Here is a 24,565-nt window from a genome sequence, read left to right as displayed (position 1 = left end):
TAATTCTATGAAAGTAATTATAGTTGAAGATGAAGTATTAGCAAGTGAGAATTTAATTTATTTATTGAAAAACATAGACCCAAATATTGAGGTGTTAAAAGTTTTAGACTCTGTTAAATCTTCTATTAATTTCTTTTCGAAACCTATTGAAGCCGACTTGATATTTATGGATATCCATTTAGCAGATGGTTTATCATTTGAAATTTTTGATAAGGTAACTGTTAAAACTCCTTTAATATTTACTACGGCCTATGATCAATATGCAATAAAAGCATTTAAGGTTAATAGTGTCGATTATCTTTTAAAACCATTAAATGAAGAAGAGTTGGCAGATGCTATTATTAAATTTAATTCTATTGTTAAAACTGAGCCAACAATTAATAATAGTCAAATTGAAAGTGTTTTACAATTGTTAAATTCAAATAATAAAACTTTTAAGTCAACCTATTTAGTTCAAAGTAGAGATGAGTTAATTCCTTTAAAAATTTCAGATATAGCTTATTTTTATATAGAAGTAGGGATTATTAAAGCTATAACTTTGGATAATAAATCATTTATTATTAATGAAAAACTTGAAAGTATAGTAGAAGAGATTGATACTTCAAAATTTTATAGAGTAAACAGGCAATTTGTTGTTAATAGAGAAGCTGTTTTAAAAATCAAATTTTATTTTAATGGTAAATTAGTTTTAAAAACAAACCCACCATTTAAAGAACGAATAATTGTTAGTAAAGCAAAAGCAACCGAATTTAAAAATTGGATGAATAATTAGCGAAATAATTATACTATGCAGACAACAAGAAAAAAGGTCTATTGATATTTAGATTATAAAAAAACCACTCAATATTAGAATTTATGAGTGGTTTTTTAGAATTAATTGCTTAAATACTATTTGTAAACAGTTTCATCGGTATTTAGATCTATTTTTTCAACTGATTTTTCATTATTTACAGGAACCTCAATTGTTAAAAATTTATCTTCGCCATCAGAATCTTCACCTTGATAAAACTTAAAAATATAAGGTTCATCTTGTAGAACATGAATTGGAATTGAAAAGGTTGTTTCTCTAATACTTGGATTATATCCAATTCCATCATCTACATGTGCAATAGGATAAATTAGTCTCGATGTTCCTTCGTAGAAATAGTCAAATTGTCCATAATGGTAATAGCTACTATTTGGTAATTCTATTGTAACTTCAATGTCATAGAAACTTCCGTAGTCAAATTCATCTGGAAGATCTGCACTTATTGTATTTACATACTCTAAATGGTAATTGTGGTCATTGTCGTTGTCATTGCTACATGATATAAAAGATATGCTAATAGCAATAATCATAATTAGTGAATACTTAAGATTTTTCATAATATATTAGTTTTAAATTTCTATTCAAAAGTACGGTTACAGGTATCTTGAAATAGATAATTTTACGTGAAGCGTCTTAAATTTAATTTGAAACAGCTTTAAATACAAATGAAATATTTTTTACATAAAATAAGCAGAAGTTTGTAATTATAATATGGTAGTTTAATTAATGTTACTAGAACAATTACCATAATATTTGATGTTAATTATTGCTATTTCTTAATGTGAAAATCTTATATTTGTTTTAAGATTGAAAGTTAAAATTAACCAATAGATATTAATGGTTAGGTCAACAAATCGGTCAACAAAAAAATACAAGACATAGGAGCCCTTTAAATATTGGGTAATCAGCAGAAAGTCTGAATCCTATCGAGGTCACTAGAGTTATACTCAAATAAACCTTAATCCTTGTAAATCCTATATTTTACAAGGGTTTTTATTTTTTGTTAATCATATTAAAAAGGAAATAAAAAACCCCACCTCAAGGGTGGGGAAAATTGCTATGAAAAAGATTAGGCCTATGAAAACCTAACACTCAAATATAATCATTATTATAATTACTTAAGCTCTTATTTATAACTTTAACAATGCGTGCATAGAATTAATTAAATAAAATTTCAGAACAAGTAATTCAAAGCTTGATTCAGAATTTTATTAAAATATAAACTTTTAACAAATACGTTTCCATAAGTAACACTAGTATAAAATAGAATATTTAGCAAGTAATACAGTGTTAGCAAAACGCTACATTTTGTTTTGTAAAATATATTCGCAAGAGCGTATAATACATAAAACATAAACCCTCTCCTTTTTAAAGGTAAGTAAAATCAAATATAGAATCAATAATTACCAAATTATAACTTCTGAAGAGTTTGCTTAGTCTAGAAAAGTGAATGAGTATCTGCATTGTAAGCTTTTACTTTCTATGTGGTTAGCTCTTCATAATTGAAGTACTATAAATTCTAACAATTGATTAAACGATAAATACTTAAAAATTATCTTTTTATAACACATATTTATCTTTTCGAAAGTTATTTTGTTAAAATTTGGTGTTTTTTTTAAAAAATTAAAAAACTGAGAATTAAATAAAAAACCTTCAAAGCTCTGTATTTGTTGAAGCTACACTTAAATTATTCTTTTTTTGAAAATAGATGGTTATTGGTCATTTTTTAAGTCTTGGGTAAAATAGATTGGGTAAGTGCTAATTTATTGGAATATAACCTTGCTAAGAAATTATTCATTTGTATTAAGATATTTTCTGTAAAACTTAAATAAAAATAACCGAATGAAATTTATTGAATTTAAAAGAACAAAGCGTAGTTATTTGCTACTTACTCTGTTCGCCTTGTTATTCAGTTTGAATATACAAGCTCAAAAAATTAATGTGCAGGGTGTTGTTACCGGTAAAGATGATGGAGCTCCTATACCAGGAGTTACTGTTTTAATACAAGGTACAACTAATGGAACAACCACAGATTTTGATGGTAATTATTTGCTTAGTGCAAAAATTGGGGATGTACTTGAATTTAGCTTTTTAGGTATGGAAACCAAAGCTTTAAAAGTAAAAGGAAAAACAATGAATGTTGCTTTAGTTGCTGATGTTCAAGGTTTAGAAGAAGTTGTAGTTATTGGTTATGGAACTGTTAAAAAGAAAGAATTAACAGGTGCGGTAACACAAGTAAAATCTGAAGATTTAGAGCGCATTGTTTCTCAAGATTTAGGATCTGTTTTACAAGGTCAGGCATCTGGAGTTAGTATAGTTAGTGCTACCGAGCCTGGAGGAGATTCAGAAATATTAATTAGAGGTATTACTACTTTGGGTGATAATACTCCATTGTTTGTTGTAGATGGTGTAATTCAAGAAGGAGACCCAAGAATTGCACCTAGTGATATTGAAACTATTGATATTTTAAAAGATGCTGCGTCAACAGCTATTTATGGTTCTAGAGGTGCAACAGGAGTAATTTTAATTACAACCAAGCAAGGTAAAGCAGGATCTTTACAAGTTAGAAGTACCGCTAGTTATGCTATAGAAACTAGAAATGCAACACTTCCATTAATGAATTCTACTGAACAATTGTTTTTTAATATAGTTGCACAGCAAAATGTTACTGGAGTTGCAGATGGAGATCAAACATTACAAATAGAAAGATTACCATATAGTTTTCAAAATGAAACAGACCTAAACAAGTTAGTGTTTAGAGATAATGTACCAACAATAAATTTTAATACTAATATTTCTGGTGGTACAGAAGACATTACTTATAATGTAAGTGTTGGTCTTTTTGATCAAAAAGGTTTAATGATTAATTCTGGCTATGAACGTTTTAACACCAGAGCTAATACGGTATACAAAAAAAATAAATTAAGAATACAAACTAGCGCAGGTTTATCTTCAGATCATAGAGATGTTTCTCCAAATTATTTATTAGGACAAACAATAAGATATTATCCTTACCAACCTGGTATTGATTTAGGTGAATTTGATTTATTAGAAAGTGCCGGTGACGAATCTAATAGATTAGGTTGGGTAATAAACAGTTTAAGAAGTACTCAGTATACAAAAACTACAAGAGGAAATGCTTCATTTAAAATAGATTATGAATTGTTCGATGGATTTAAACTAACTGGAAATGCTGGTTTAGTATTCACAAATACTTATGGTAAAAGAGTAGTTCCTTATCAAGAGCTAAAAAATTATCAAACAGGACAAATATTTAGTAACCCTTCTCAAAGTTATGTTAGAATGGATTCTGGATATAGAAAAGCATTAAACTTTGAGGTTGGTGCAACTTATCAAAAAAAAATAGGAGATCATAAGTTAACAGGAACTGTTTTTGCTACTTCAGAAAGATATGAGTATGATACTTATTTTGCTAGAAGAGCAGGTGCAACTAACCCAGATATAACGGTTTTAGATGGAGCAACTTTAGAATCTGAGGTTGGTTCTGGATTTAATTATATTGATAAATTAATAGGTGTTATAGGTAGGGTTCAGTATGATTATAAAGGTAAATACCTTTTTAGTTCGAGTGTACGTAGAGATGGTTCTTCTAAATTTCCAGAAGGTAATAAATGGGGAATGTTTCCTTCAGTAGCTTTTGCTTGGAATGTTTCTGATGAAGGTTTTTGGGAACCATTAAAAAGTACTATAAATAATTTTAAGTTTAGAGCTTCTAGAGGTGAAGTTGGTAACCAAAGAATACGATCGTATTTGTACGCACCAAGTATTACGCAAAATGTAGATTATTTATCTGTAGATGAGAATGGTAATGAGCAATTAAGTTTAGGTGCAATTCAAACTACTTACTCTAACGAGTTGTTAAAGTGGGAAACTACTACTCAAACTAACATTGGTGTAGATTTAGGCTTATTTAAAAACAAGTTAACCATTTCTGCAGAATACTATAATACTGATAAAAAGGACATGTTATTTCCAGTAGTATTATCGCCATCAGCAGGTGGAGGAGATAATGCTCAGGTAACTCTAAATGTTGGTAATATGGTAAATAAAGGATTCGAACTTTCAATGAGACACCAAAATAGAATAGGTAAGTTTTGGTATAGAATGGACGGAACTTTTACAACTAATAAAAATGAGATTACTAAAATTAAAGGGCAATCTAATTATTTGCTAACTAGTGATTGGGGCTTAGTAAATGGAGCAAGAGATCAATCTCAAATTACAGCTCTAGCAGTTGGTAGAGAAGCAGGAGCTTTCTTTTTATGGCAAACAGATGGAATTATTAATACCGATGAAAAATTAGCTGCTTATCAAGAAATTGTACCTTCAGCTCAAATGGGAGATGCCATGTATAAAGATGTTAATAATGATAAAAAATTAAACGGAGAAGATAGAGTTTATAGCGGTAGCGGATTGCCAAAATTTGAAGTTGGTTATACATTAAGTACAGCTTATAAAAATTTCGATTTTCAAATGAACTGGTTTGCAGCAGTTGGTCAAGAAATAATGAATGGATCAAGAGCAACAGCATTTGCTTATGGAAGACATAAAGATTTAATATACCAATGGTCTGAAGATAATCAAGATACTACTATCCCGGCATATAGAGGTGATATTAAAAAACATCCTAATTATATTGGATATAGTGATAGATGGATGGAAGATGGATCGTATATAAGATTAAAAGCAATTACTTTAGGATATAAACTTCCTAAGGAAAAACTTGAAAAAATTGGATTTTCTTCTTTAAGAGTATACGTAAGAGCACAAAACCCATTAACAATTACAAAGTATAAGGGTTATAACCCAGAAATTGGAGGAGGTATTACAGGTAGAGGTTTAGATAGAGGTGTAGGTCCAACATCTAAGCAATATGTGGTTGGGTTGAATTTTAATTTTTAAGAATAAAATATCATGAAAAATATAAGTTTAAAAATATTAGTATTTACCTTCATTGTAGGCCTATTTAGCGCTTGTGGAGATGAATATTTAACAGAGGTTAATCCAAATGAAATAGCTAAAGATAGCTACTGGAGAAACTTAGATGAAACAGGAGCTGGTCTAAATGCAACTTACCATACGTTACACGACAGGTTTATTTTAGGAGTAGTTGAAGATGCTATTAGAACAGATCAAGGTTGGCCTGGTTATGGGCGTCCTGCTCCGAACAATATAAACGAGTATTACAACCAAACCTTTACAAATAGCTCTGAAGCTATAATTGAAAGATGGCAAGCTAATTACAAAGGTATTTTTAGAGCTAACCAAGTAATTGAAGCTTTAGAAAATATTCAAGGAGAATATGGCGAAGATTTAGAATGGACTTCCCAAATGGCGCAAGCTAAGTTTTTAAGAGGATTATTTCATTATTATTTATATACAGTTTATAACAATGGCAGCGTAATTCTAAGAGAAAAAAACCCATTAACAGACGAAGAAATAAACAAAGCAGTTTCGCCAGCAGAAGAAGTATTAGCTTTTATTAAAACTGATATGGAATATGCTTACGATAACTTATATAAAAAAGGAGAATATCCAAATTCTAACGATTTGAATAGAGCAACTTCTGGAGCGGCAGCTACAATTTTAGGTTCAATTTATTTAAACGAATTTGATTACACTACTGCAATGACATATTTTGAAGATGTAATTGACAATCACGGTTATCAATTAGTATATGACATGGATAGGTTGTTTACAACTGAAGGAGAACACAATGAAGAATCTATTTTTGAAGTTACTTTTAGCTCTGATTTAAAACCAGAAGAAAATGTTTGGAGTGGAGAGGCAGTATCAACAACTTTAGGTCAAATATTTACAAATACGGTTGGGCCAACTATCCCTGCTTGGATGGTTTGGAGATTTAAAACAGAACAAATGGATCCATTAGATAATAGAAACTATTATGATGATCCAAGTACTGGAAAAACATTACGTAATGTACCTCTAAGAGCTTCTGCAATGGCGGCGATAGTTGAAGATAATCAAACAGAGTATTATTTAACAGGTACAGTAACAGAAAATGGAAAATTTCACGGAACCGCTTGGGGTTATGGATGGTGGAAAAAGTATTCGAATCACGATATTGTTGAAGCTGAAAGTGCATTGCCTTACGGAGCGGTTCGTTCAGGTAAAAATGTTACAATGAATAGATTAGCGGATGTTATGTTAATGCAAGCAGAATGTAAAATTAAAACAGGAGACTTGGATGCAGCAATTGAACTAATGAATAAAATTAGACAAAGATGGGGCTTAGTTTTACTAGGTGAATCAGGATCAGATACTGTTCACACATATAATGAAGAAACTTATACAGCTAGTGAGTTAATGGAGCATTTAATGAATGAAGAAAAAGCATTAGAAATGTGTGTAGAAGGTTATGCAACACGATACATAGATTTTAAAAGATGGGAACAATCTGAAGGTATTGGATTAGAACAAAGATTTGCAGAATTATCTAATGAAGTGTATTATGGTGTGCCATACAAGTACGTAAACTCAGCAGGTGTTACAAAAACAAAATGGAACTTTCCTTCAATAGTAATAGATCCATCAGGAGCAATAGGTGGTTCGTCAATTATTGTAGATTATGAGTACGATACTCCAGCTGCAAATTATAGCGAGAAATTGAATGGAACTTTTCCACTTCCACTTTCAGAGGTTAGTTCAAACCCTAATATTAACTAAAAAATATAATCATGAAAAATATAAAATATATACTGTTTCTTTTTAGCTTAGTTTTCTTTTTAAGCTGCGAAGAAGAATATGAAGATTACACAGCTCCTGATGAATTGTCAGACATTAGTTGGCTGCTAAGTATAGATGAGTTTTCGCAAGATCCATTTAGTTTACACGCAGATTCTTTTGTGTCTTTTTTAGATTTATCTCAAGGAGCTTTGGTTCATAAATGGGAAATTGAAGAAGGAAATAATTTTTTGAATGAAGGTTTTAAAAAGAATGATTCTTTACCTCTTTTTATAAATGAAGATGCTGGCATATCAATAGATGAGGTTAAAGCACATGTGTTATTCAGAAATCAAGGAATAAACAAAGTAAGATTGTATAATGAATTTAAAGACTCTGTAACATATAGAGGCGCAGATAGAATTTTACAATCTCATAAAGTAGGCGACGTTTGGGTAATTGACACTACGTTTACATTCGATATTTATGGTAAACTATTACCAGCTTTTAAAGTATTAAAAGAAGGAGTTGAGGTGTTAAATATTACAGCTGAAGATGAACCAAATTTAGAAGATTCAGAAACTTGGCCAGAAGTTGAGGTTGAATCTGGAGCTTCATTAACTTTTGTAGATTTAACTACTGAAGATAGACCAACAGGAAGAACTTGGTTTACTCCAGATGGTTTTCCAACACAAACGGGAGCTGAAGAAGCGACTATTAAATTTTATAAACTTGGAACTTATTTAGCAGGTACAATAAGATCTTTAAGAACTTCACCTCCAACAACAAATGCAGAAAAAGTAATTCCTTTAAGAGTTACTGTAACTCAATCTACACTGCCTTTTGAGTTTGTTGGACCAGTCAAAGAGGAGGAAGATGAAACTCTTTCTTTTAGAGTATCTGGATTGGTAGAGCCATTTACAGGTGAAGAAGAGAATTTTACAGTTCACGTAACTAATAGTGTGTCTGGATTTAGCGGAGATATAGCTGTGCAAACAGCAAGAGTAAATGAAGATGATGGAACTTTAATCGAATTAACACTAGCTGAACCAATTTATAATAGCGATGTGGTTACTGTAGCTTATAATGGCGGAGAAATAAAATCGTTAGATGAAAGAGATCTGTTAGATTTTGATGCTAAATATGCAAATATGCATTTTGGAAATAATATTTTAGTTTCTAATAGTTGGTCTGGCTTTGAGCCATCTTTAGGAGCGTTAAATAGAGCTTATGCAGGACCATCTGGTGCATTTTGGGTAGGAGCAAATGGAACAGAAGCTGATCCAAATTGGTCACGTACGCAAGAAAAAGCATTTTCAGGAGATGCAAGTATGAAGTTCTCAGTAGATGGAATAGGTAAACAGTATCAATTACACACCTTTGGTTTAGGAACAATAGATAAAATACCAGCAGGTACTTATAAAATATCATTTATGGTATATCTAGAAGCAGGAAACACTATGGGTGGTTTTTATACTTGGGGAGATGTAGTTCCAATAAATAAATCTGGAGTATGGAATTTAGATGGATTAGAAAGAGAAAAATGGGTGAAAGTAGAGCATGTTGTTACTGTTCCAGCTCTTGAAGCTAAGAAAAAGGTAACAATTGTGGTTCATCCTAATATAAATCAAAATGCCTCATCAGGTAGACAAACAATGTATTTAGATGATTTTTCTTTTATTGAATTAGAAGTAAGACCATAACAATGTTTATATAAATAAAAAACCGCTTTTTAAAGCGGTTTTTTGTTTTAAAAATGAATCTTACCTTTATAAACATATTTCGAATAAATTAAGTGTTTAAGGCCAAAAATTGAGGTAAAAAGTGACTTTTATTAAGGTAAAATTTGATTTGTTTAAGATAATAATGGTGATTAATATGGTATTAAGAACATTTAATTTTATACTAGAAATAGAAAATCTTATTTGTTTAAAATAATAAAGACTTTTTTATAAAAATATAATTATGACAATTGAAAAAATAGAAACGTTCATACTTAAAGATAAACTGTCAAAAAGTTTTTTCTTTTCTCAATGGGAATATTCAGAGAGATGTATATGTGTTGTTAAAGTAACTGCTTCAGATGGTAGTTATGGTTGGGGAGAAGGATATGGACCTGCAGCTGTTTTAGAAGAAGGTGTAAAACTATTGGCGCCTCATGTAGTTGGGTTGAACCCGTTAGAAAATGAAGTTGTGTGGAACCATATGTATCGAAAAACATTAGATTTTGCTAGAAGAGGTGTTTTAGCTGCTTCTATAAGTGCAATTGATATTGCAATATGGGATCTAAAAGGTAAAATTTTAGGCTTACCAGTTTCAACATTACTTGGTGGAGCATTAAGAACTAAAATTAGACCGTATGCAACAGGTTTATACTTTACTAATTATGAAAACCCTGCGGAAGGATTGGTGGAAGAGGCCAAAATGTATGTAGAGCAAGGTTTTAAATCTATGAAAATGAAAGTTGGATTAGGTATAAAAAAGGATATTGAAATTGTAAAAGCTATTCGTGAAGCAATAGGGCCAGATATTGGTTTAATGGTAGATTCTAATCACGCATATACGTTAAGAGAAGCTACAGAATTAGCAAGAAAAATTGAGAAATACGATATCGGTTGGTTCGAAGAACCTATTTCTCCAGAGTTTTATGAGCAATCTAGAGAACTGAGGAGTAAAACTACCATTCCAATTTCAGGAGGTGAATGTGAGTATTTTCGTTTTGGATTTCAACAATTAATAAAAAATAAATCTGTAGATATTATTCAGCCAGATATTTGTGCAAGTGGAGGTTTAACCGAGGCTAAAAGAATTTCAGCAATAGCAAGTGCAAATGGTATTGATATTATTCCACACACTTGGGGAACTTCAATAGGTATTCACGTAGCATTACATTTTATTTCAAATTTAGAAGCTATACCAGGAAGAATGTATGCTCCAGAGTTTTTAATGGAATACGATCAAACGGAAAATGGGTTAAGAGAAAAACTTACCTACCCAAAAATAGAAATGAAAGATGGAATGATAGAAGTTCCAACAAGGCCAGGATTAGGTATTGATATTGATGAGAATGTTTTAAGAGAATATTCAGTTTCAACAAACTTAGTAGAAAGTCCAATTATTTAAAATATACAAAATGAAAACTCAAAATTTCGGATATAAAAAACTATATATAGGGGGTGAGCTTTTAGATTCAGTAAGTGGAGAAAGAGAAGATGTAGTTTGCCCAGCAACAGGAGAAGTTATAGCTCAAATTGCAAAAGCAGGAACTGCTGATGCTGAAAAAGCTTTAGAAGCGGCAGATAAAGGATTTAAATATTGGTCTAAATTATCGTTGGCTGAAAGAACTGAATGGATGACTAAATTACGTTCAGCAGTGTTAGATAAAGAACACGAATTAAAAACAGCAATGGTTCACGAAATGGGTAAAACCTATGGTGGCGCCGCTGAAGATATTGAGGCAGTTGTAAATGCTTTAGAATGGTATCCGGCTGCAATGAAAAACTTAAGAGAAGAGCAAATTCCAGATTATGAGAATACGCATACTCATAAAATGATTTCGAAACCAGCAGGTGTTGCGGTTGCATATTTAGCTTGGAATTTTCCATTGTTAAATGTTGGTTTTAAATTAGGACCAGCTTTAGCTGCAGGGTGTTCGTTAATAATAAAACCATCTACATTATCTCCTTTATCAACATATATGATTGGAGAAATTATGCATAGCATTAATTTTCCAGCAGGCGTTGTAAATATAGTTGCAGGTTCTAGTAGAGAAGTTGCAACACCAATGACAAAAAGTAAAATTCCAGCTATATTAACTATGATTGGTTCAACAGCTACTGGTCAAAAAGTAATTGCAGATAGTACAACTTCTATCAAAAAATTAGGAATGGAATTGGGTGGAAACGCACCATTTATGGTATTTGAAGATGCAGATTTTGAAGCAGCTTTAAACTTAGCTGTGGTATTGAATTTCCATAATTCAGGTCAAATTTGTGTTGCAGCAAATAGAGTAATGGTTCATAAAAATATTTACGACAAGTTTGTAAAAGCTTTTGTTAAAAGAACTTCAGAATTAAAATTAGGATTTGGAATTAAAGAAAATCCAGATGTATTTATGGGACCTGTAGTATCAAAATCAGACAGAGATAGAATGTTTGATTTAGTTGAAGATGCCGTTAGCAAAGGCGCAAAATTAGAATACGGAGGAAAAGTTCCAGAAGGTTTTCCAGAAGATGGAAACTGGATTGAACCTACAGTTGTTTCTGGAATAACTACAGAAATGGATTTATTTAGAAAAGAAACTTTTGGACCCGTTGCAGGTATTATGAGTTTTGATACTGATGATGAAGTATTAGAAATGGCAAACGATACAGAGTATGGATTAGCTTCCTATATTTTTACAAACAATCATAAAAGAATTGAGCGTTTTACAGAAGATTTAGAGTTTGGTGAAATACAAATTAATGGTGTAAAATATGCTATTTATTTACCGCACGGTGGAATTAAAAATAGTGGTATTGGTCACGATTGTTCTCACCTAGCTTTAGATGATTATTTAGTTAAAAAGAGAGTTTCTACAGCCTTGTAAAATGGTAACCAATCTACTAAAAGATAGCTTAACAAAAGGAGATACCGTATACGGTCCTTTTTGCAAAATTCAAGACCCAGCAATTGTAGAAATTGCAGCCTTAAGTGGTTTTAATTTTGTAATAATTGATATGGAACACGGTCCTTACGGAACCGAGTCTGTTCAGAATATGATTAGAGCTGCTGAAGCAAGAGGATTAACTCCTATTGTAAGAGTTACTGAAAATTCTGAAACTCTAATTTTAAGAACGTTAGATATTGGCGCAAAATGTGTTCAAGTACCACAAATTTGTACGAAAGAAGACGCACAAAAAGTTGTAAAAGCAACATCTTTTTATCCTAAAGGAGAAAGAGGTATGTGTAGATATGTGCGAGCTGCTGATTATACTGCAATAGATGGTGCAACTCATTTTGGTTCAGCCAATGATTCTATTACTACTATAATTCATATTGAAGGTATGGAAGGTATCGAAAACCTTTCAGAAATAGTTTCTGTTGAAGGCATTGATGTTATTTTTCTAGGGCCTTATGATTTATCTCAATCTTGTGGTGTTCCGGGAGAAGTTAAACACGAGAAAGTTATGAAAGCAATGAAAGATGCCGTAAAACTTGCCCAACAATATGGTAAGGCAGTTGGAACTTTTACTGAATCTGTCGAAGATGCTAAAATGTGGAAATCAATAGGAGTTCAATACATATCTTACGCTGTAGATGTTGGATTAATAATGAAAAATTTTAAAGAAATTACAAATCAACTTAACAATTAAATATATATGGAATCAATGCTTTTTCCTTTTTTGCTAGTAATTTTTGCTAGTATTTTTCAAGGTTCTTTTGGACTTGGAATGAAATTTATGAACCCCCTAAAATGGGAGGCTTGGTGGTTAGTTCATTCACTATTCGCCATGATATTATTACCAACTTTATGGGCGTATTTTGTAACCCCAGATTTATTTAGTGTAGTTACAAGTGCACCTTCAGAAGATATGTTAATGGCTATGGCTTTTGGAGCTTTGTGGGGAGTTGGAGGAATTATGTTTGGAAAAAGTGTTCCTTATATCGGGATTTCTTTAACCTATGGAATTGTAATGGGAGTTTGTGCCGCTGCAGGTGGTTTAATTCCTTTATTTACTGCTGATGATGCTCAATATCAAAGTATGATACCAGCATTACCTTATATTTTAGGAGGAGTAGCTTTAATGGTTGTTGGAGTTGCAATTACCGCTTATGCTGGTGTGCAAAAAGACAAATTACAAGCAATTACTGAAGCTAGTGGAGAAAAAGTAAATTTAAAATTAGGAATAATTATAGCGGTTTTAAGTGGATTCTTATCAGCCTTTTTAGCAATTGGTTTTGCTGAAGGAAGTGCAATAGGTGCTATAGCACAAGAAGCCGGAGCAATTGCACGTAACAGTAGTTTAGCTATTTGGGTAGTTGTACTTTGGGGTGGATTTGCAATAAATGCAGGTTACGCACTATTCTTATTATTCAAAAATAATACGTGGAGTTCATTCTCAACACCAAATGCTGGAAAAGCATATGCTTGGTCTATTGGAGCAGCTATACTTTGGTTTGGTGCTTTAGGAATATATGGGCAAGGAGCAACGCTTATGGGAAGTCTTGGAGATGTAATTGCTTGGCCAATTATGTTAGGTCTTTCTTTAATTGTTGGTAATATATGGTCTTATTTGAATAAAGAATGGGAAGGTGCAAAAAAACCTTTTTACATAATGCTACTAGGTGTATTTGTAATTATTGTTGCGGTAGTTGTAATGGGTTATTCTTAGAGTAGAAAAGTATAAACAATTAATTGTATAAAAAAAGTCGGTTAACTTAAGTTTTGTGCAATAAACTAATTCCACAATTTTTATTGTGGATTAGTTGTTTTTAATAATAAATATAAAATTATGAAAAATTTAAAAACGGTTTTAGTATTGGTTATTGTGTCATTGGTATTTCAATATACAAGTGCACAAAAACAACCAAACGTTATTTTATTATTTTCGGATGATGCAGGGTATGCAGATTTTGGTTTTCAAGGAAGTGAAGTAATGATAACTCCTAATTTAGATAAGTTGGCTTCAGAAGGAGTTCAATTTACACAAGGTTACGTTTCTGCATCAGTTTGCGGTCCTTCAAGAGCTGGTTTGTTAACAGGTAGATACCAGCAACGTTTTGGGTTCGAAGAGAATAATGTTCCTCAATATATGAGTAAAATGTCTGGGTTAGACGGCCCTAATATGGGAATTCCTTTGACTGAAACTACTATGGGAGATTATATGAAAAGTATTGGATACCAAACTGCTTTTTATGGAAAATGGCATTTAGGTGGTGCAGATAAGTTTCATCCTATGAAAAGAGGTTTCGATGAGTTTTACGGTTTTAGAGGTGGTGCAAGAGATTATTGGGCATATACAAAACCACCACAAGAAGAATTGAATAAGTTAGAAAAGAACTTTGGAAATTTTAAAGAGCACGATGGCTATTTAACAGATAAGCTTGCTGATGAAGCAATTGATTTTATGACACGCAATAAGAAAAAACCATTTTTTATTGTGCTTTCATTTAATGCGGTTCATACACCAATGCACGCTACTAAAGAAGATTTAGCAAAGTTTCCTGAACTAACAGGTAAAAGACAAGAAGTTGCAGCTATGACTTTAGGGTTGGATAGAGCCTGTGGAAATGTTTTAGATAAGCTAAAAGAACTTGGTTTAGAGGATAATACTTTAGTTGTTTTTTCAAATGATAATGGAGGTCCAACAGATAAAAATGCTTCAATTAATTTACCGTTAAGTGGAACAAAATCTAACCACTTAGAAGGTGGTATTCGTGTGCCGTTTTTAATGAAGTGGCCAGGGAAAATTCAAGAAAATACAACGTATAATTACCCAATTAGCACTCTAGATTTATTACCTACTTTTTATGCAGCAGGAGGTGGGAAAACTAAAGATTTGAAGAATGTAGATGGTGTTAATATTGTACCTTTTGTTCAAGGTTTAAATACAGAACGTCCGCACAAGGAATTATTCTGGAAATTAGGAGCAAGAGCAGCTGTTAGAGATGGAGACTGGAAATTAATTAGATACTCTGATAGACCTGCAGAGTTATTTAATATTGAAGATGATCCTTCAGAAAAGAAAAATTTAGCAGTTTATTATCCAGATAGAGTAAAGCAATTATTCAAAAAATTATATCATTGGGAATTAACTCTAGAAAGACCAGCTTGGTTACTTCAAAAGAAATTCGAAAAAGTTGATATAGATAGAATGGATAGATATAGAAACTAGTTAAAAATTAGTTTGATAAAAAAGACTCCTTTGAAATATGTTAATTTTGAAGGAGTTTTTTTTTGAATAATATCTTGTTTAAAACTTGTGCTTTTTTCGTTGTTTTACAACTCTTTTAATCAGTTTACCTAAATCTTTATCTTTCTTTTTTCTTTCTTCTTGGTTTGAGTCAAAAAAGTTTCTTTCACGTTCCATTTTCTGAAAATTAAGATAAGAATCATTATCTAATTCATCATTTTCCAAAGCTTCTATAATTGCACAACCTTTTTCATTTGTATGTGAGCAATCATTAAATTTACAGTTAAGTGCTAAATTGGTAATTTCATCAAAAGTAATTTCAAGAGCTTCGGAATTGTCTGTAATTCCAACTTCTCTCATTCCAGGATTGTCAATTAAAATTCCATTTTCCGAAACAATCAACTCTCTATGGGTTGTAGCGTGTTTTCCTCTATCAATACTGTCACTAATTTCTTTTGTAATCATAATGTTTTTACCCATTAGACTATTTATTAATGTTGATTTTCCAACGCCTGAAGAGCCTAGTAAACAATAGGTTTTACCTTTGGTTAGTTTTTGTTTAATAATATCTATACCTATTTGAGATTGATTACTTATTGCAATTATGGAAATATTTTTTATGCGTTTTTTAATTTCATTTAATAATATCTTTAATTCTGAAGCATCAATTAAATCAATTTTACTAATTAGTATTATAGGTTCAATTTTTGAAGAATTACAAATGGTTAAATAACGCTCTATTCTGTTAATGTTAAAATCTCTATTTACTGCTAATACAATTATACCAACGTCTATATTAGTAGCAATAATTTGAGTTTCGCCTAGTTTACCAATTGCTTTTCTTTCAAGAATTGAAGTTCGTGGGTATACAGAATGAATTAATGCTTTGTTTTCGTCATATTCGCTAATAGCAACCCAATCTCCAACAGCAGGTAAATCGTGCTTAGATTCAGCAGAAAACCTTAAGTTTCCAATAAGTTCAGCATCAAATTCATTAGCAGCTGTTTTAACTGTATATCGGTCTTTATGTTCTGAAATTACACGAGCAACTTCAAAAGAATCTAAACCTTGTTCTATTCTATAGTTGTCTAATTGTTTGTTAAACCCTAAATCATTTAGTGTCATTATTTTTTTGTTGTAATTGAACATTAAAGATAACCAATTAAACGTACAAAATATTAGTAAAAAAGTGCATATAGTTTATAGGCACTTTTAAAATTTTAAGCTTCATAACATCTTACTTCAAACAATTTAATGTTTTTATATCCGTATGTTTCTTTTAGTTTTAACCTAACTGCTGTAGTTTTTATTTGGTCAAAATTGAATTTAATAAGTCGAGTTTTATTATTGTCTATTTCACCAACTTTTACCCATTCTCCTTTAATACGAGCTTCAACTTCCATAGACTTTAATAATTCTGCAGGAACAACACTTGTGTGTTTTTTGTTTTCAGGTGAAAGCTTGTGCATAAAAATGTTCTTTTTAAGATTCGTGTCGCACTTAATTTCAACTTTAGAAAGTTTTATTGATTTACTCCATTCTAATTGTAGTTCAGCATTTAAACCATCTGCTTGCCAATGATTAATGTTTCCATCTATATCTCTTGCAATTCCATTTACAAGGTTTTTAGCATTACCTGATAATGTAGATGAACCAAATATTAAATTAGCCTTTCGAGCTAGATCTAGATTGTCATTCGCAGGTCTTAAAGGAACATAAGAATCATCTCTTAATAATTGTTCCTGTAAATTATTTATATAGTTTTGAGCAATATCTCTTGGATTCACATTTTTCTTTACACACAAACTAGCTGCCGTACCTGTAGCTTGTCCCATAGTTGCACAGGTTGCCATAACTCTTGAAGATGAAAGAGCAATATGGGTTTGACTTATATTTCGACCTGAGAATTGTAAATTTTCAATATTTTTTGAATACAGGCTTCTGTATGGAATTTCATATATTTTTTTGAAATGATGGTGGAAATAACTACCTGGAACTTTTAAATTTTCTATTCCTCCTTCACCGTGTTCGTCAATGCTCCATCCGCCATAAGCAACACCATCTTCAAAATGTCTGTGTTCCGTTAAATCTTTTTCTGAAAGTATATAATCTCCTATAAACCTGCGAGATTCTCTTCTACCTGGTACAGCTCCAACCCAGTCTAACGCTAAATTTTCAGAATCTGGAAAGTCTCCAGAGTTTTTAATATAATCCCAAACACCATACATATACCCCATAATTTTATGTCTGCTAGTTTCGGCTTCGGCAATAATATCATTTTCACTTCCAACTTCAACCCACCAGATACCTCCAACATATGGTTTCACTTTTCTTTTATATGCATTTTCAGCATCGTATTTAAGAGTGTAAGAAGGCGGTGTAAAAGGCATTGGTTTTCCCATATCTTTTGTTGAAAACAGAATAGTAGCTCCCATTTGCCATCCATCAGCAACCTTTGGTGCGTAAACTTCGTTAAATTCAGAAGAGGCCTCTCTACCAGTTCTAAAAATAGCACCTGCTGAAGCTGCTAACATTCCATCACCAGAACAGTCTATAAACTGTTGAGCGTTTATAGTGAATTCAGTTTCAGTAGTTAATTGCCAACAACGGGCAGAAACTATTTTATTACCATCCATATTGGCTTCAATAGCTTGGGTGTTTAGCATTAAATCTAAATTTTCAACTTGATGTACATAATCGTATAAAACGTGATCCCAAACAGGGAATGATTGCTGAGGGTTTTGAAACCTATTCAACAAAAGTAATTCTTCAATAATTCCTGTTTCACGTTCAGCCCAATTATCAGGTTTTAAGTGACCTACTCCGTTTACATGAACTCTAATTTCGCTAGAGCTATTTCCTCCTAAAACTGGACGGTCCTGAACTAAAACAGTCTTGACACCGTTTCTAGCTGCTGAAACTGCTGCGCAAATTCCTGCCAATCCAGCACCCAAAACAGCAACATCATAATTAAGTGTTTTTTTACGGTTTGGAATTTCTTTTATCCCAGCTCCTTGCTGTTCCCAATTTGTTGGTTTTATTTTTTCTAGGTCTGAATTCATTTCAAAAGCATTACCAGCAATAGGTATTAAACTGGCAGCAATTGCTCCTTTGGTTCCTTTCTTAAAAAAATCTCTACGTTTCATTATAAGGTGTATATTTTTAATGTGTTATTTTAATAAGTTATCTAGTTCTTTTTTTAGCTTCTTTTTCACTTTTTTATATGTTGGATTTTTCGCTAAATTTGTCCATTCATAAGTGTCGCTGGTATGGTTGTATAGTTCTTCTTTACCGTTTACATAGCGGATATATCTATAATTTTTTGAACGAACAGAATAGCTTTGCCCATTAGGTTCATTACTTTTGAAATTTCCTCGAACGACTGTTAATGCTACATTTGGGCCATTCCATTTTCCGTTTTCTGGGTCTTCTAAAAATGGTTTCATACTAAAACCACTTAGTAACTTGCCGTTTTCATTTTTTAGATTTCTGACTTTAATATTGCATAAGTCAGCAATGGTTGGATAAACATCTATTAAAGAAACCGGATTTTTCACTTTTTTTCCACCATTTTTTTTGAATTCAGGAGAACGAATTAACATTGGAATTCTTGTAGTTTCTTCCCATAAATTATTTTTATAAATAAATTCTTTTTCCCCCTGATTATAACCGTGGTCACTTACTAAAATTACAATAGTATTATTATTTAATTTGCTGTTTTTTAAGGCTGTTATTACTTTACCAACTTGGTCGTCAGCAAAACTTACACAAGCTAAGTAAGCTTGAAGATACGCACGTAAACCATCATCAAAATTAGTATATGAGGCTTTTAATTCTTCATAATGTTTTGCCCATGCAGGAGTCCATTTAAAAGTAGATCTATAATAAGTGTCTTCAAAATCATTCTCCTTAATTTTTGGAAGTTGTAAACTTTCTAAAGGATATTTATCAAAATATTTTTGAGGAGCTACTAATGGTGTATGTGGACGAACAAAACCAACAGCCATAAAAAATGGTGAAGAATTACTTTTGTTTTCTAGTTCCGTTATTTTAGATACAGCCCAATTCGCACTTTTTTCATCACTTAATAGGTCTCGATTATCATCGTTAACATATTTAAAATGTTTTCTGTTTTTAATGTCGTACCAACCTTTATATCCTTTAACTTTATTAGATGCTGGTACATTTGGCACATCAGCTAAAGAGCTATACAAGCCATCATTTTTGTTTTGGTAATATTCTTTGGGAACAGATGGATGTCTTGCGGCTTTTTTACCATCAAAAGCATATGGGCCAAAATCATTTTCAACGCCATATTCATTCCATTCACTTTTAACTCTGTCATGCATTAGTTTACCAGTTCCATAGGTTTCATAACCATTGTCGCTCATAAATTGCATTAGTGTTTTGCTGTTTTTTAATATATTATTTTGTGTCCATTTGGAGAACCAAAAATTTTTTGATTCATGAGGATAAATACCAGTAAGCATACTAGCCCTTGATGGTGCACAAATAGGAGCGTTGGTGTGTGCATTAGTAAAAATTACACTCTCTTTAGCTAAGGCATCCATATTTGGAGTTTGTACCTGAGGATGTCCACCTAAAAAACCAACATAATCATTTAAATCATCAAGCATTATAAGCAACACATTAGGTTTTTTTGAGTTTTGAGCAACTGAGTTGTTTGCTGAAAATAAAAGAGTTAAAACTACTAGGATTGATATTTTAAATAAAGTCTTTTTTGTCATAATTAAAGAGTTTTTGGTTTATGTACCTTTTTCCATTCTTTATTGAAGGTTTTTAACAGTTTTGAGACAAGTTTTGGATGTTTATTAGCAATGTTTGTAGTTTCAGTAGGGTCAGTTTTATGATCAAATAACTCAACATATACAGGTTTGCTATTTTTATTCCTACTGTCTTTCCAAATTACAAATCTGTAATCTTTGGTTCTCATGGCATAACCCATTAAATGGTTTTCAAATAAATCTCTATCCCATTTTTCTTTTTGTTGAAGTTTAATTTTACCTTCAACTTCTTTTAATAAAGGACCAAAATATGTTTCACGCATTGCTGGTCTAATTGGGAAAGCTCCCCATTCTCTTAATGCAGGTGAAGGAAATTGGCTAAATGCAGCTTTTTTCCATTTTTTTTCTGGATTTTTTAATAAAGGTTTAAAGCTTTTTCCTTCTAAATGTGTAGGTGTTTTTAATCCTGCTAAATCAGATAATGTAGGGTATATGTCCACTAATTCTACTAAAGCATTTGTTTTTTTACCTCTGCTTTTAGTTGGCATATTTGGAGTGTAAATCATCATTGGTACTCGTGTAGCAATTTCATAATTTGTGGCTTTTCCCCAAATTCCCATTTCACCTAAATGCCAACCGTGATCACCCCATAAAACAATAATGGTATTGTCTTTAATTCCAGCCTCGTCTAAAGCATTTATAACTTTTCCTATTTGTGCATCTACGTAACTCACACAAGCTAAATAAGCGTGTTTTAATGTTGTTGACAATTCATTATTTAATTTTCCGCTTTTAGGAATTCCACTTCTTACCCTTAATTCAAAAGAAGGGTGAATCCCCATTTCTGCACCATTAAATGGAGCGTTTGTTTGGGTAGATAGTTTAATAGCATCTTTATTATATAAATCCCAATATTTTTTAGGAGCTACCCAATTTAAATGTGGTTTATGAAAACCTAAACCTAAGAAAAAAGGCTTTCCATCTTCTTTAACCATATTTTTTATTGTTTGAATTGCTAAGTTGGTATTTAAACCATCAGAATAAGTGTCATCTGGTACATCAGCACATTCATATGCAGGTCCCATTGCCAAGCCATATTTAGCAACTTTACCATATTTTGCAAACATTTTTTTACGTGTTTCTGCTCTAACTTTGTTATTTTCAGGTAGCGCAAAACCAACAGGTTTTTTATCACCTTTAAGTTGAGGTCTAGTCCACGAGATTTCATCTTCATCACCGTGATGAAAAATTTTCCCATAATAAACCGATTGATACCCGTTTGAAGTAAAATGTTGCGCTATAGTTTTTACCTGCGGAAGTTGATCTCTAAAACGAATGTAGTTATGGGTTACTCCGCTTGTTGATGGTCTAACACCTGTCATTAAACTTGCTCTTGAAGGTCCGCATATAGCTTGTTGGCAATAAGCATTGTTAAATAATAAACCTTCACTTGCTAGCTTGTCCATATTAGGGCTTATAGCAATGTCAGATCCATAGCATCCTAATTCAGGGCGTAAATCATCAATTGCAATAAAAAGAATATTTGGTTTTTGTTGTGCTTCAACTGTATTAATTATACATAATAGAATTATAAATAATAGTTTTTTCATTATTGTTATTTGTTGAATTTTAATTGTTGTAATTTACATAATTACATACAATATTCTTAATTAAAACATCTTACAAAAACTTAACATTTGCTTTTTTTTACTTTTTTTTAAACTTAACAGTTTAATTAATTGTATTTTTATAATATTATATTAAAATATTGGTAATGAATGTTTTAAAAAGTGTGTTTATAGCGGGTAAACGTATTTTATTGTTTATAGTGTTTAACTTTTTGTTTTTTTATTGCTTACAAGGGCAGCAATTTAAAACATACAAGTATGAAGGTTTATTAGATTCTAATATTTTAATAGATTCAGTTGAAATTAAATTAAATAACTTATATAAAAAAGCAGTGGTTAAAAATGATACTACTAGCCTTATAAAAAGTTTAATTTCTTTGAGTGCTTATTATAGAAAACAACTAGATTATAATAAATCATTTAATAAAACTGGTGATGCTTTGATTCTTTCTGAAGAATTTAAAGACTCTTTGTTAATTGCTAAAAGCTATGAAGAATTTGGAGTGTTAAATTATTTGTTTAAACAAGATAATGATGTTGGAGAATCTTTTAAAAGGTCGCATTTTTTATATAAAGAGTTATTCAAAAGAGGGGAAATTTCAGCAAAACAGTTATATAGATCTTATTATAATATGGTTCTATACTACCAACGCATTATTGATGTTGATAACTTAAAGTTTTACATAGATAGTTGCGCTTCAATTTCAAGAGATTTTACCTTTAAAGCAAGTACTAAACTTTTTTTAAAAGAAAAAAAGTCCTTTTACCTTAGACATGTAGGACAAACAGATAAAGCAATAAAATTGCTGGAAGAACTAGCTTTTGAATTAGAAAACATTAAAGTTGTAAATGAAGAAACAGCCAATAAAAAAAGTTTTTTAATAATTGTTTATGCAGTTTTAGGAAATGTTTATAGGTTGAATAATAATTTAAATAAAGCTAAACTTTATTATGAGAAATCATTAAAAATAAAGTGTGTTAGTGGTGAACTCACGTTTTATAAGGCGTATTTTCATGAAAAATATGCTGAATTGTTGAGTAAGTTAGGTGAAAATAAATTAGCATATAATAATTTGGCAATTTCTAAACAAATTAATGATACTTATTTAAATACAAGAACTGATGGAAATAGAGGTTTTATAGTGGTTAATAATTATTATAAGAATCAACTTATTAAAAAAAATAACGAGTTAGCTACTAATAAGTTAATGCTATCTGAAAAAAAACAAGAAGTATTAAGTTTTAGAATATTGTTTTTTATTACGCTATCTACTTTAGTAATTGCAGGTTTAATTATTTGGAATAGAATTAAACATATTAAGCATCAAAAAAAGCAACAGAATTCAAAAGAAATATTAGAACATAAAAATAAAGAGCTAACAGCTAATATGCTTAAATTAATAGAGAAAGATCAAATTATTAAACAGTTAAAAGACCATATTGAAGCTAAAGATTCAACAAAAACTGCTAAAACATTATTAAAATCAATTGAACATACTTCGGGTAGTTTATGGGATGAATTTAATTATAGGTTTACTTCTTTAAATGAAGATTTTTATGAACAATTAAAACTCAAAGTAACTAATTTAAGCGCAGCAGATTTAAAAATTTGTGCCTTGATTAAACTTAATTTTTCAGGTAAAGAAATGGCTTATTTATTGGGTATATCAGTAGGAAGTATACACGTTGCACGCCATCGCTTAAGAAAAAAAATGAAGTTAGATCGAGATGTCAATCTAACTTCATTTATCAATTCAATATAATTAGGATTTATTTTTTTTGCCAAACACGTACGTATTCAACCTCAAAATCTACAATTCCATCAGTTTTCTTACCTGCAGGACTATTTGCTTCAAGGTCTTCTAGGCTATCAGGTACACCGTGCCAAGGAAAAGTTTCTTGGTCTAACCATAATTTAATAGGTTTGGTAACTACAAAGTTCTCGTTTGCACCATTTCCGCCGCCATTGGTAGTATCATCATACGCATTTATTGTTTCTTTAGAAACATCTCTAAATAGCTGCCCATCAATATAAATTTTAACTCCATCAGGGCTCCAATCATATCCATATACGTGAAAGTCATCGGCAACTCTAAACCCTAGGTCTTGATGTTCTGTGTAAGTGGTTTTACCACCACCAGCAGAAGACCAATCGTGTATAGACCACCACAATTCTTTTTCTTTTTCTTTTTTTGTTGCCTGTTTATGGTTACCAAACATTTCAAAAAAATCGAATTCAGTATTATTTCCAGTTGCCCAAAACGAGCTAGTTATTTCTGCATCGGCAGCTTTAGATTTTATTTCTAAATATCCGTAAACAAACTCACTTTTTGTAATAATGGCTGCAGTTGTAATGTTTTCATACGGGTCACCATTTTTATCGTGAGTTGGGTTGAAATTATAATCAGGCTCCCAACGAGTTTCTAATTTTAACATTCCGTCTTCTAATCGTATATTTTCTGTTGAAAATTGAGAAGGAGCTCTTCCTTTAAAGTTAGATTGAAATACACCATTTCTACCTTGAATTAGCCATTTGTTCTCATCTAATTTTGTGCCTTCAAACTCATCACTTACAGCTTCTATTAATTGCCAATTACCTGAATTTGTTTGGTCTGAAAGAGGGTAATCTGCATTTGGTTCTGGGTCTGGGTCGGGAATTGGATCTGGGTTAGGAGTTACAACAGGATCAGGATCTGGTATTGAATCGTCATCATTAGAGCTACAAGCTGAAATACAGATTGAAATCAATGCTAATAAAATAAAATAGTTTGATAATTTCATTAT

General features: G+C 31.3%; 16 protein-coding genes. 10 read left to right on the top strand and 6 right to left on the bottom strand.

Features of this window, described 5'->3' with window-relative positions:
* Window positions 1–7 precede the first annotated feature (7 nt).
* A complete protein-coding gene (locus tag BLU40_RS11200; RefSeq protein WP_090123439.1) occupies window positions 8–772 on the top strand; it encodes a LytR/AlgR family response regulator transcription factor in 765 nt (254 codons plus the stop codon).
* Window positions 773–888: 116 nt separating this feature from the next.
* Here the strand turns inward: BLU40_RS11200 and BLU40_RS11195 are convergent, their stop codons facing one another.
* Window positions 889–1,365 carry a hypothetical protein gene (locus tag BLU40_RS11195; protein WP_090123437.1) on the bottom strand — a complete coding sequence of 159 codons (477 nt, stop codon included), beginning with the start codon at window positions 1,363–1,365 and terminating at the stop codon, window positions 889–891.
* Window positions 1,366–2,650: 1,285 nt separating this feature from the next.
* Between BLU40_RS11195 and BLU40_RS11190 the strand changes: the two genes are divergently transcribed.
* From BLU40_RS11190 to BLU40_RS11155, 8 genes are all read left to right on the top strand, one after another.
* Window positions 2,651–5,731 carry a SusC/RagA family TonB-linked outer membrane protein gene (locus BLU40_RS11190; protein WP_090123435.1) on the top strand — a complete coding sequence of 1,027 codons (3,081 nt, stop codon included), beginning with the start codon at window positions 2,651–2,653 and terminating at the stop codon, window positions 5,729–5,731.
* A 12-nt stretch (window positions 5,732–5,743) separates the two neighbouring features.
* A complete protein-coding gene (locus BLU40_RS11185; RefSeq protein WP_090123433.1) occupies window positions 5,744–7,516 on the top strand; it encodes a RagB/SusD family nutrient uptake outer membrane protein in 1,773 nt (590 codons plus the stop codon).
* 11 nt (window positions 7,517–7,527) lie between these two features.
* A complete protein-coding gene (locus tag BLU40_RS11180; protein WP_090123431.1) occupies window positions 7,528–9,216 on the top strand; it encodes a hypothetical protein in 1,689 nt (562 codons plus the stop codon).
* Between the two features lie 262 nt (window positions 9,217–9,478).
* Complete coding sequence (locus BLU40_RS11175; RefSeq protein ID WP_090123429.1) at window positions 9,479–10,636, top strand: mandelate racemase/muconate lactonizing enzyme family protein; 1,158 nt, start codon at window positions 9,479–9,481, stop codon at window positions 10,634–10,636.
* Between the two features lie 10 nt (window positions 10,637–10,646).
* Window positions 10,647–12,101 (top strand): aldehyde dehydrogenase family protein, encoded by a 1,455-nt coding sequence (locus tag BLU40_RS11170; protein WP_090123426.1) that lies wholly within the window; start codon window positions 10,647–10,649, stop codon window positions 12,099–12,101.
* A gap of 1 nt (window position 12,102) precedes the next feature.
* Window positions 12,103–12,867: an HpcH/HpaI aldolase family protein gene (locus BLU40_RS11165; RefSeq protein WP_090123422.1), complete on the top strand. Its 765-nt coding sequence runs from the start codon at window positions 12,103–12,105 to the stop codon at window positions 12,865–12,867.
* Window positions 12,868–12,873: 6 nt separating this feature from the next.
* Window positions 12,874–13,887 (top strand): L-rhamnose/proton symporter RhaT, encoded by a 1,014-nt coding sequence (locus BLU40_RS11160; protein ID WP_090123420.1) that lies wholly within the window; start codon window positions 12,874–12,876, stop codon window positions 13,885–13,887.
* 120 nt (window positions 13,888–14,007) lie between these two features.
* Window positions 14,008–15,390: a sulfatase gene (locus BLU40_RS11155; protein WP_090123418.1), complete on the top strand. Its 1,383-nt coding sequence runs from the start codon at window positions 14,008–14,010 to the stop codon at window positions 15,388–15,390.
* Window positions 15,391–15,468: 78 nt separating this feature from the next.
* Here the strand turns inward: BLU40_RS11155 and rsgA are convergent, their stop codons facing one another.
* The 4 genes from rsgA to BLU40_RS11135 form a co-directional block, all read right to left on the bottom strand.
* Window positions 15,469–16,533 (bottom strand): ribosome small subunit-dependent GTPase A, encoded by a 1,065-nt coding sequence (gene rsgA / locus BLU40_RS11150; protein WP_090123488.1) that lies wholly within the window; start codon window positions 16,531–16,533, stop codon window positions 15,469–15,471.
* Window positions 16,534–16,628: 95 nt separating this feature from the next.
* Window positions 16,629–18,554, bottom strand: coding sequence for an FAD-dependent oxidoreductase (locus tag BLU40_RS11145; RefSeq protein WP_090123416.1), 1,926 nt, complete (start codon window positions 18,552–18,554; stop codon window positions 16,629–16,631).
* A gap of 24 nt (window positions 18,555–18,578) precedes the next feature.
* The gene (locus BLU40_RS11140) at window positions 18,579–20,156 is read right to left on the bottom strand and encodes a sulfatase (protein WP_090123414.1); all 1,578 of its coding nucleotides are present in this window, start codon (window positions 20,154–20,156) and stop codon (window positions 18,579–18,581) included.
* A gap of 2 nt (window positions 20,157–20,158) precedes the next feature.
* Window positions 20,159–21,763, bottom strand: a complete 1,605-nt coding sequence (locus BLU40_RS11135; protein WP_090123412.1) for a sulfatase — start codon at window positions 21,761–21,763, stop codon at window positions 20,159–20,161.
* 164 nt (window positions 21,764–21,927) lie between these two features.
* Here BLU40_RS11135 and BLU40_RS11130 point away from each other — a divergent pair, with 164 nt between their 5' ends.
* Window positions 21,928–23,544 carry a helix-turn-helix transcriptional regulator gene (locus tag BLU40_RS11130; protein ID WP_090123410.1) on the top strand — a complete coding sequence of 539 codons (1,617 nt, stop codon included), beginning with the start codon at window positions 21,928–21,930 and terminating at the stop codon, window positions 23,542–23,544.
* Window positions 23,545–23,551: 7 nt separating this feature from the next.
* Here the strand turns inward: BLU40_RS11130 and BLU40_RS11125 are convergent, their stop codons facing one another.
* Window positions 23,552–24,562: a family 16 glycosylhydrolase gene (locus tag BLU40_RS11125; RefSeq protein WP_090123408.1), complete on the bottom strand. Its 1,011-nt coding sequence runs from the start codon at window positions 24,560–24,562 to the stop codon at window positions 23,552–23,554.
* Between the last annotated feature and the right edge of the window lie 3 nt (window positions 24,563–24,565).

Origin of the sequence: Lutibacter oricola (assembly GCF_900106565.1) — a bacterium.
In the GTDB taxonomy this organism is placed as follows: Bacteria; Bacteroidota; Bacteroidia; order Flavobacteriales; family Flavobacteriaceae; genus Lutibacter; species Lutibacter oricola.
This window is presented reverse-complemented; position numbering and strand designations above follow the sequence as displayed.

Excerpts from the sequence above, each read along its gene's own strand:
- BLU40_RS11200 (WP_090123439.1), top strand. The coding sequence starts at position 8 with ATGAAAGTAATTATAGTTGAAGATGAAGTATTAGCAAGTGAGAATTTA.
- BLU40_RS11195 (WP_090123437.1), bottom strand. The coding sequence starts at position 1,365 with ATGAAAAATCTTAAGTATTCACTAATTATGATTATTGCTATTAGCATA.
- BLU40_RS11190 (WP_090123435.1), top strand. The coding sequence starts at position 2,651 with ATGAAATTTATTGAATTTAAAAGAACAAAGCGTAGTTATTTGCTACTT.
- BLU40_RS11185 (WP_090123433.1), top strand. The coding sequence starts at position 5,744 with ATGAAAAATATAAGTTTAAAAATATTAGTATTTACCTTCATTGTAGGC.
- BLU40_RS11180 (WP_090123431.1), top strand. The coding sequence starts at position 7,528 with ATGAAAAATATAAAATATATACTGTTTCTTTTTAGCTTAGTTTTCTTT.
- BLU40_RS11175 (WP_090123429.1), top strand. The coding sequence starts at position 9,479 with ATGACAATTGAAAAAATAGAAACGTTCATACTTAAAGATAAACTGTCA.
- BLU40_RS11170 (WP_090123426.1), top strand. The coding sequence starts at position 10,647 with ATGAAAACTCAAAATTTCGGATATAAAAAACTATATATAGGGGGTGAG.
- BLU40_RS11165 (WP_090123422.1), top strand. The coding sequence starts at position 12,103 with ATGGTAACCAATCTACTAAAAGATAGCTTAACAAAAGGAGATACCGTA.
- BLU40_RS11160 (WP_090123420.1), top strand. The coding sequence starts at position 12,874 with ATGGAATCAATGCTTTTTCCTTTTTTGCTAGTAATTTTTGCTAGTATT.
- BLU40_RS11155 (WP_090123418.1), top strand. The coding sequence starts at position 14,008 with ATGAAAAATTTAAAAACGGTTTTAGTATTGGTTATTGTGTCATTGGTA.
- rsgA (WP_090123488.1), bottom strand. The coding sequence starts at position 16,533 with ATGACACTAAATGATTTAGGGTTTAACAAACAATTAGACAACTATAGA.
- BLU40_RS11145 (WP_090123416.1), bottom strand. The coding sequence starts at position 18,554 with ATGAAACGTAGAGATTTTTTTAAGAAAGGAACCAAAGGAGCAATTGCT.
- BLU40_RS11140 (WP_090123414.1), bottom strand. The coding sequence starts at position 20,156 with ATGACAAAAAAGACTTTATTTAAAATATCAATCCTAGTAGTTTTAACT.
- BLU40_RS11135 (WP_090123412.1), bottom strand. The coding sequence starts at position 21,763 with ATGAAAAAACTATTATTTATAATTCTATTATGTATAATTAATACAGTT.
- BLU40_RS11130 (WP_090123410.1), top strand. The coding sequence starts at position 21,928 with ATGAATGTTTTAAAAAGTGTGTTTATAGCGGGTAAACGTATTTTATTG.
- BLU40_RS11125 (WP_090123408.1), bottom strand. The coding sequence starts at position 24,562 with ATGAAATTATCAAACTATTTTATTTTATTAGCATTGATTTCAATCTGT.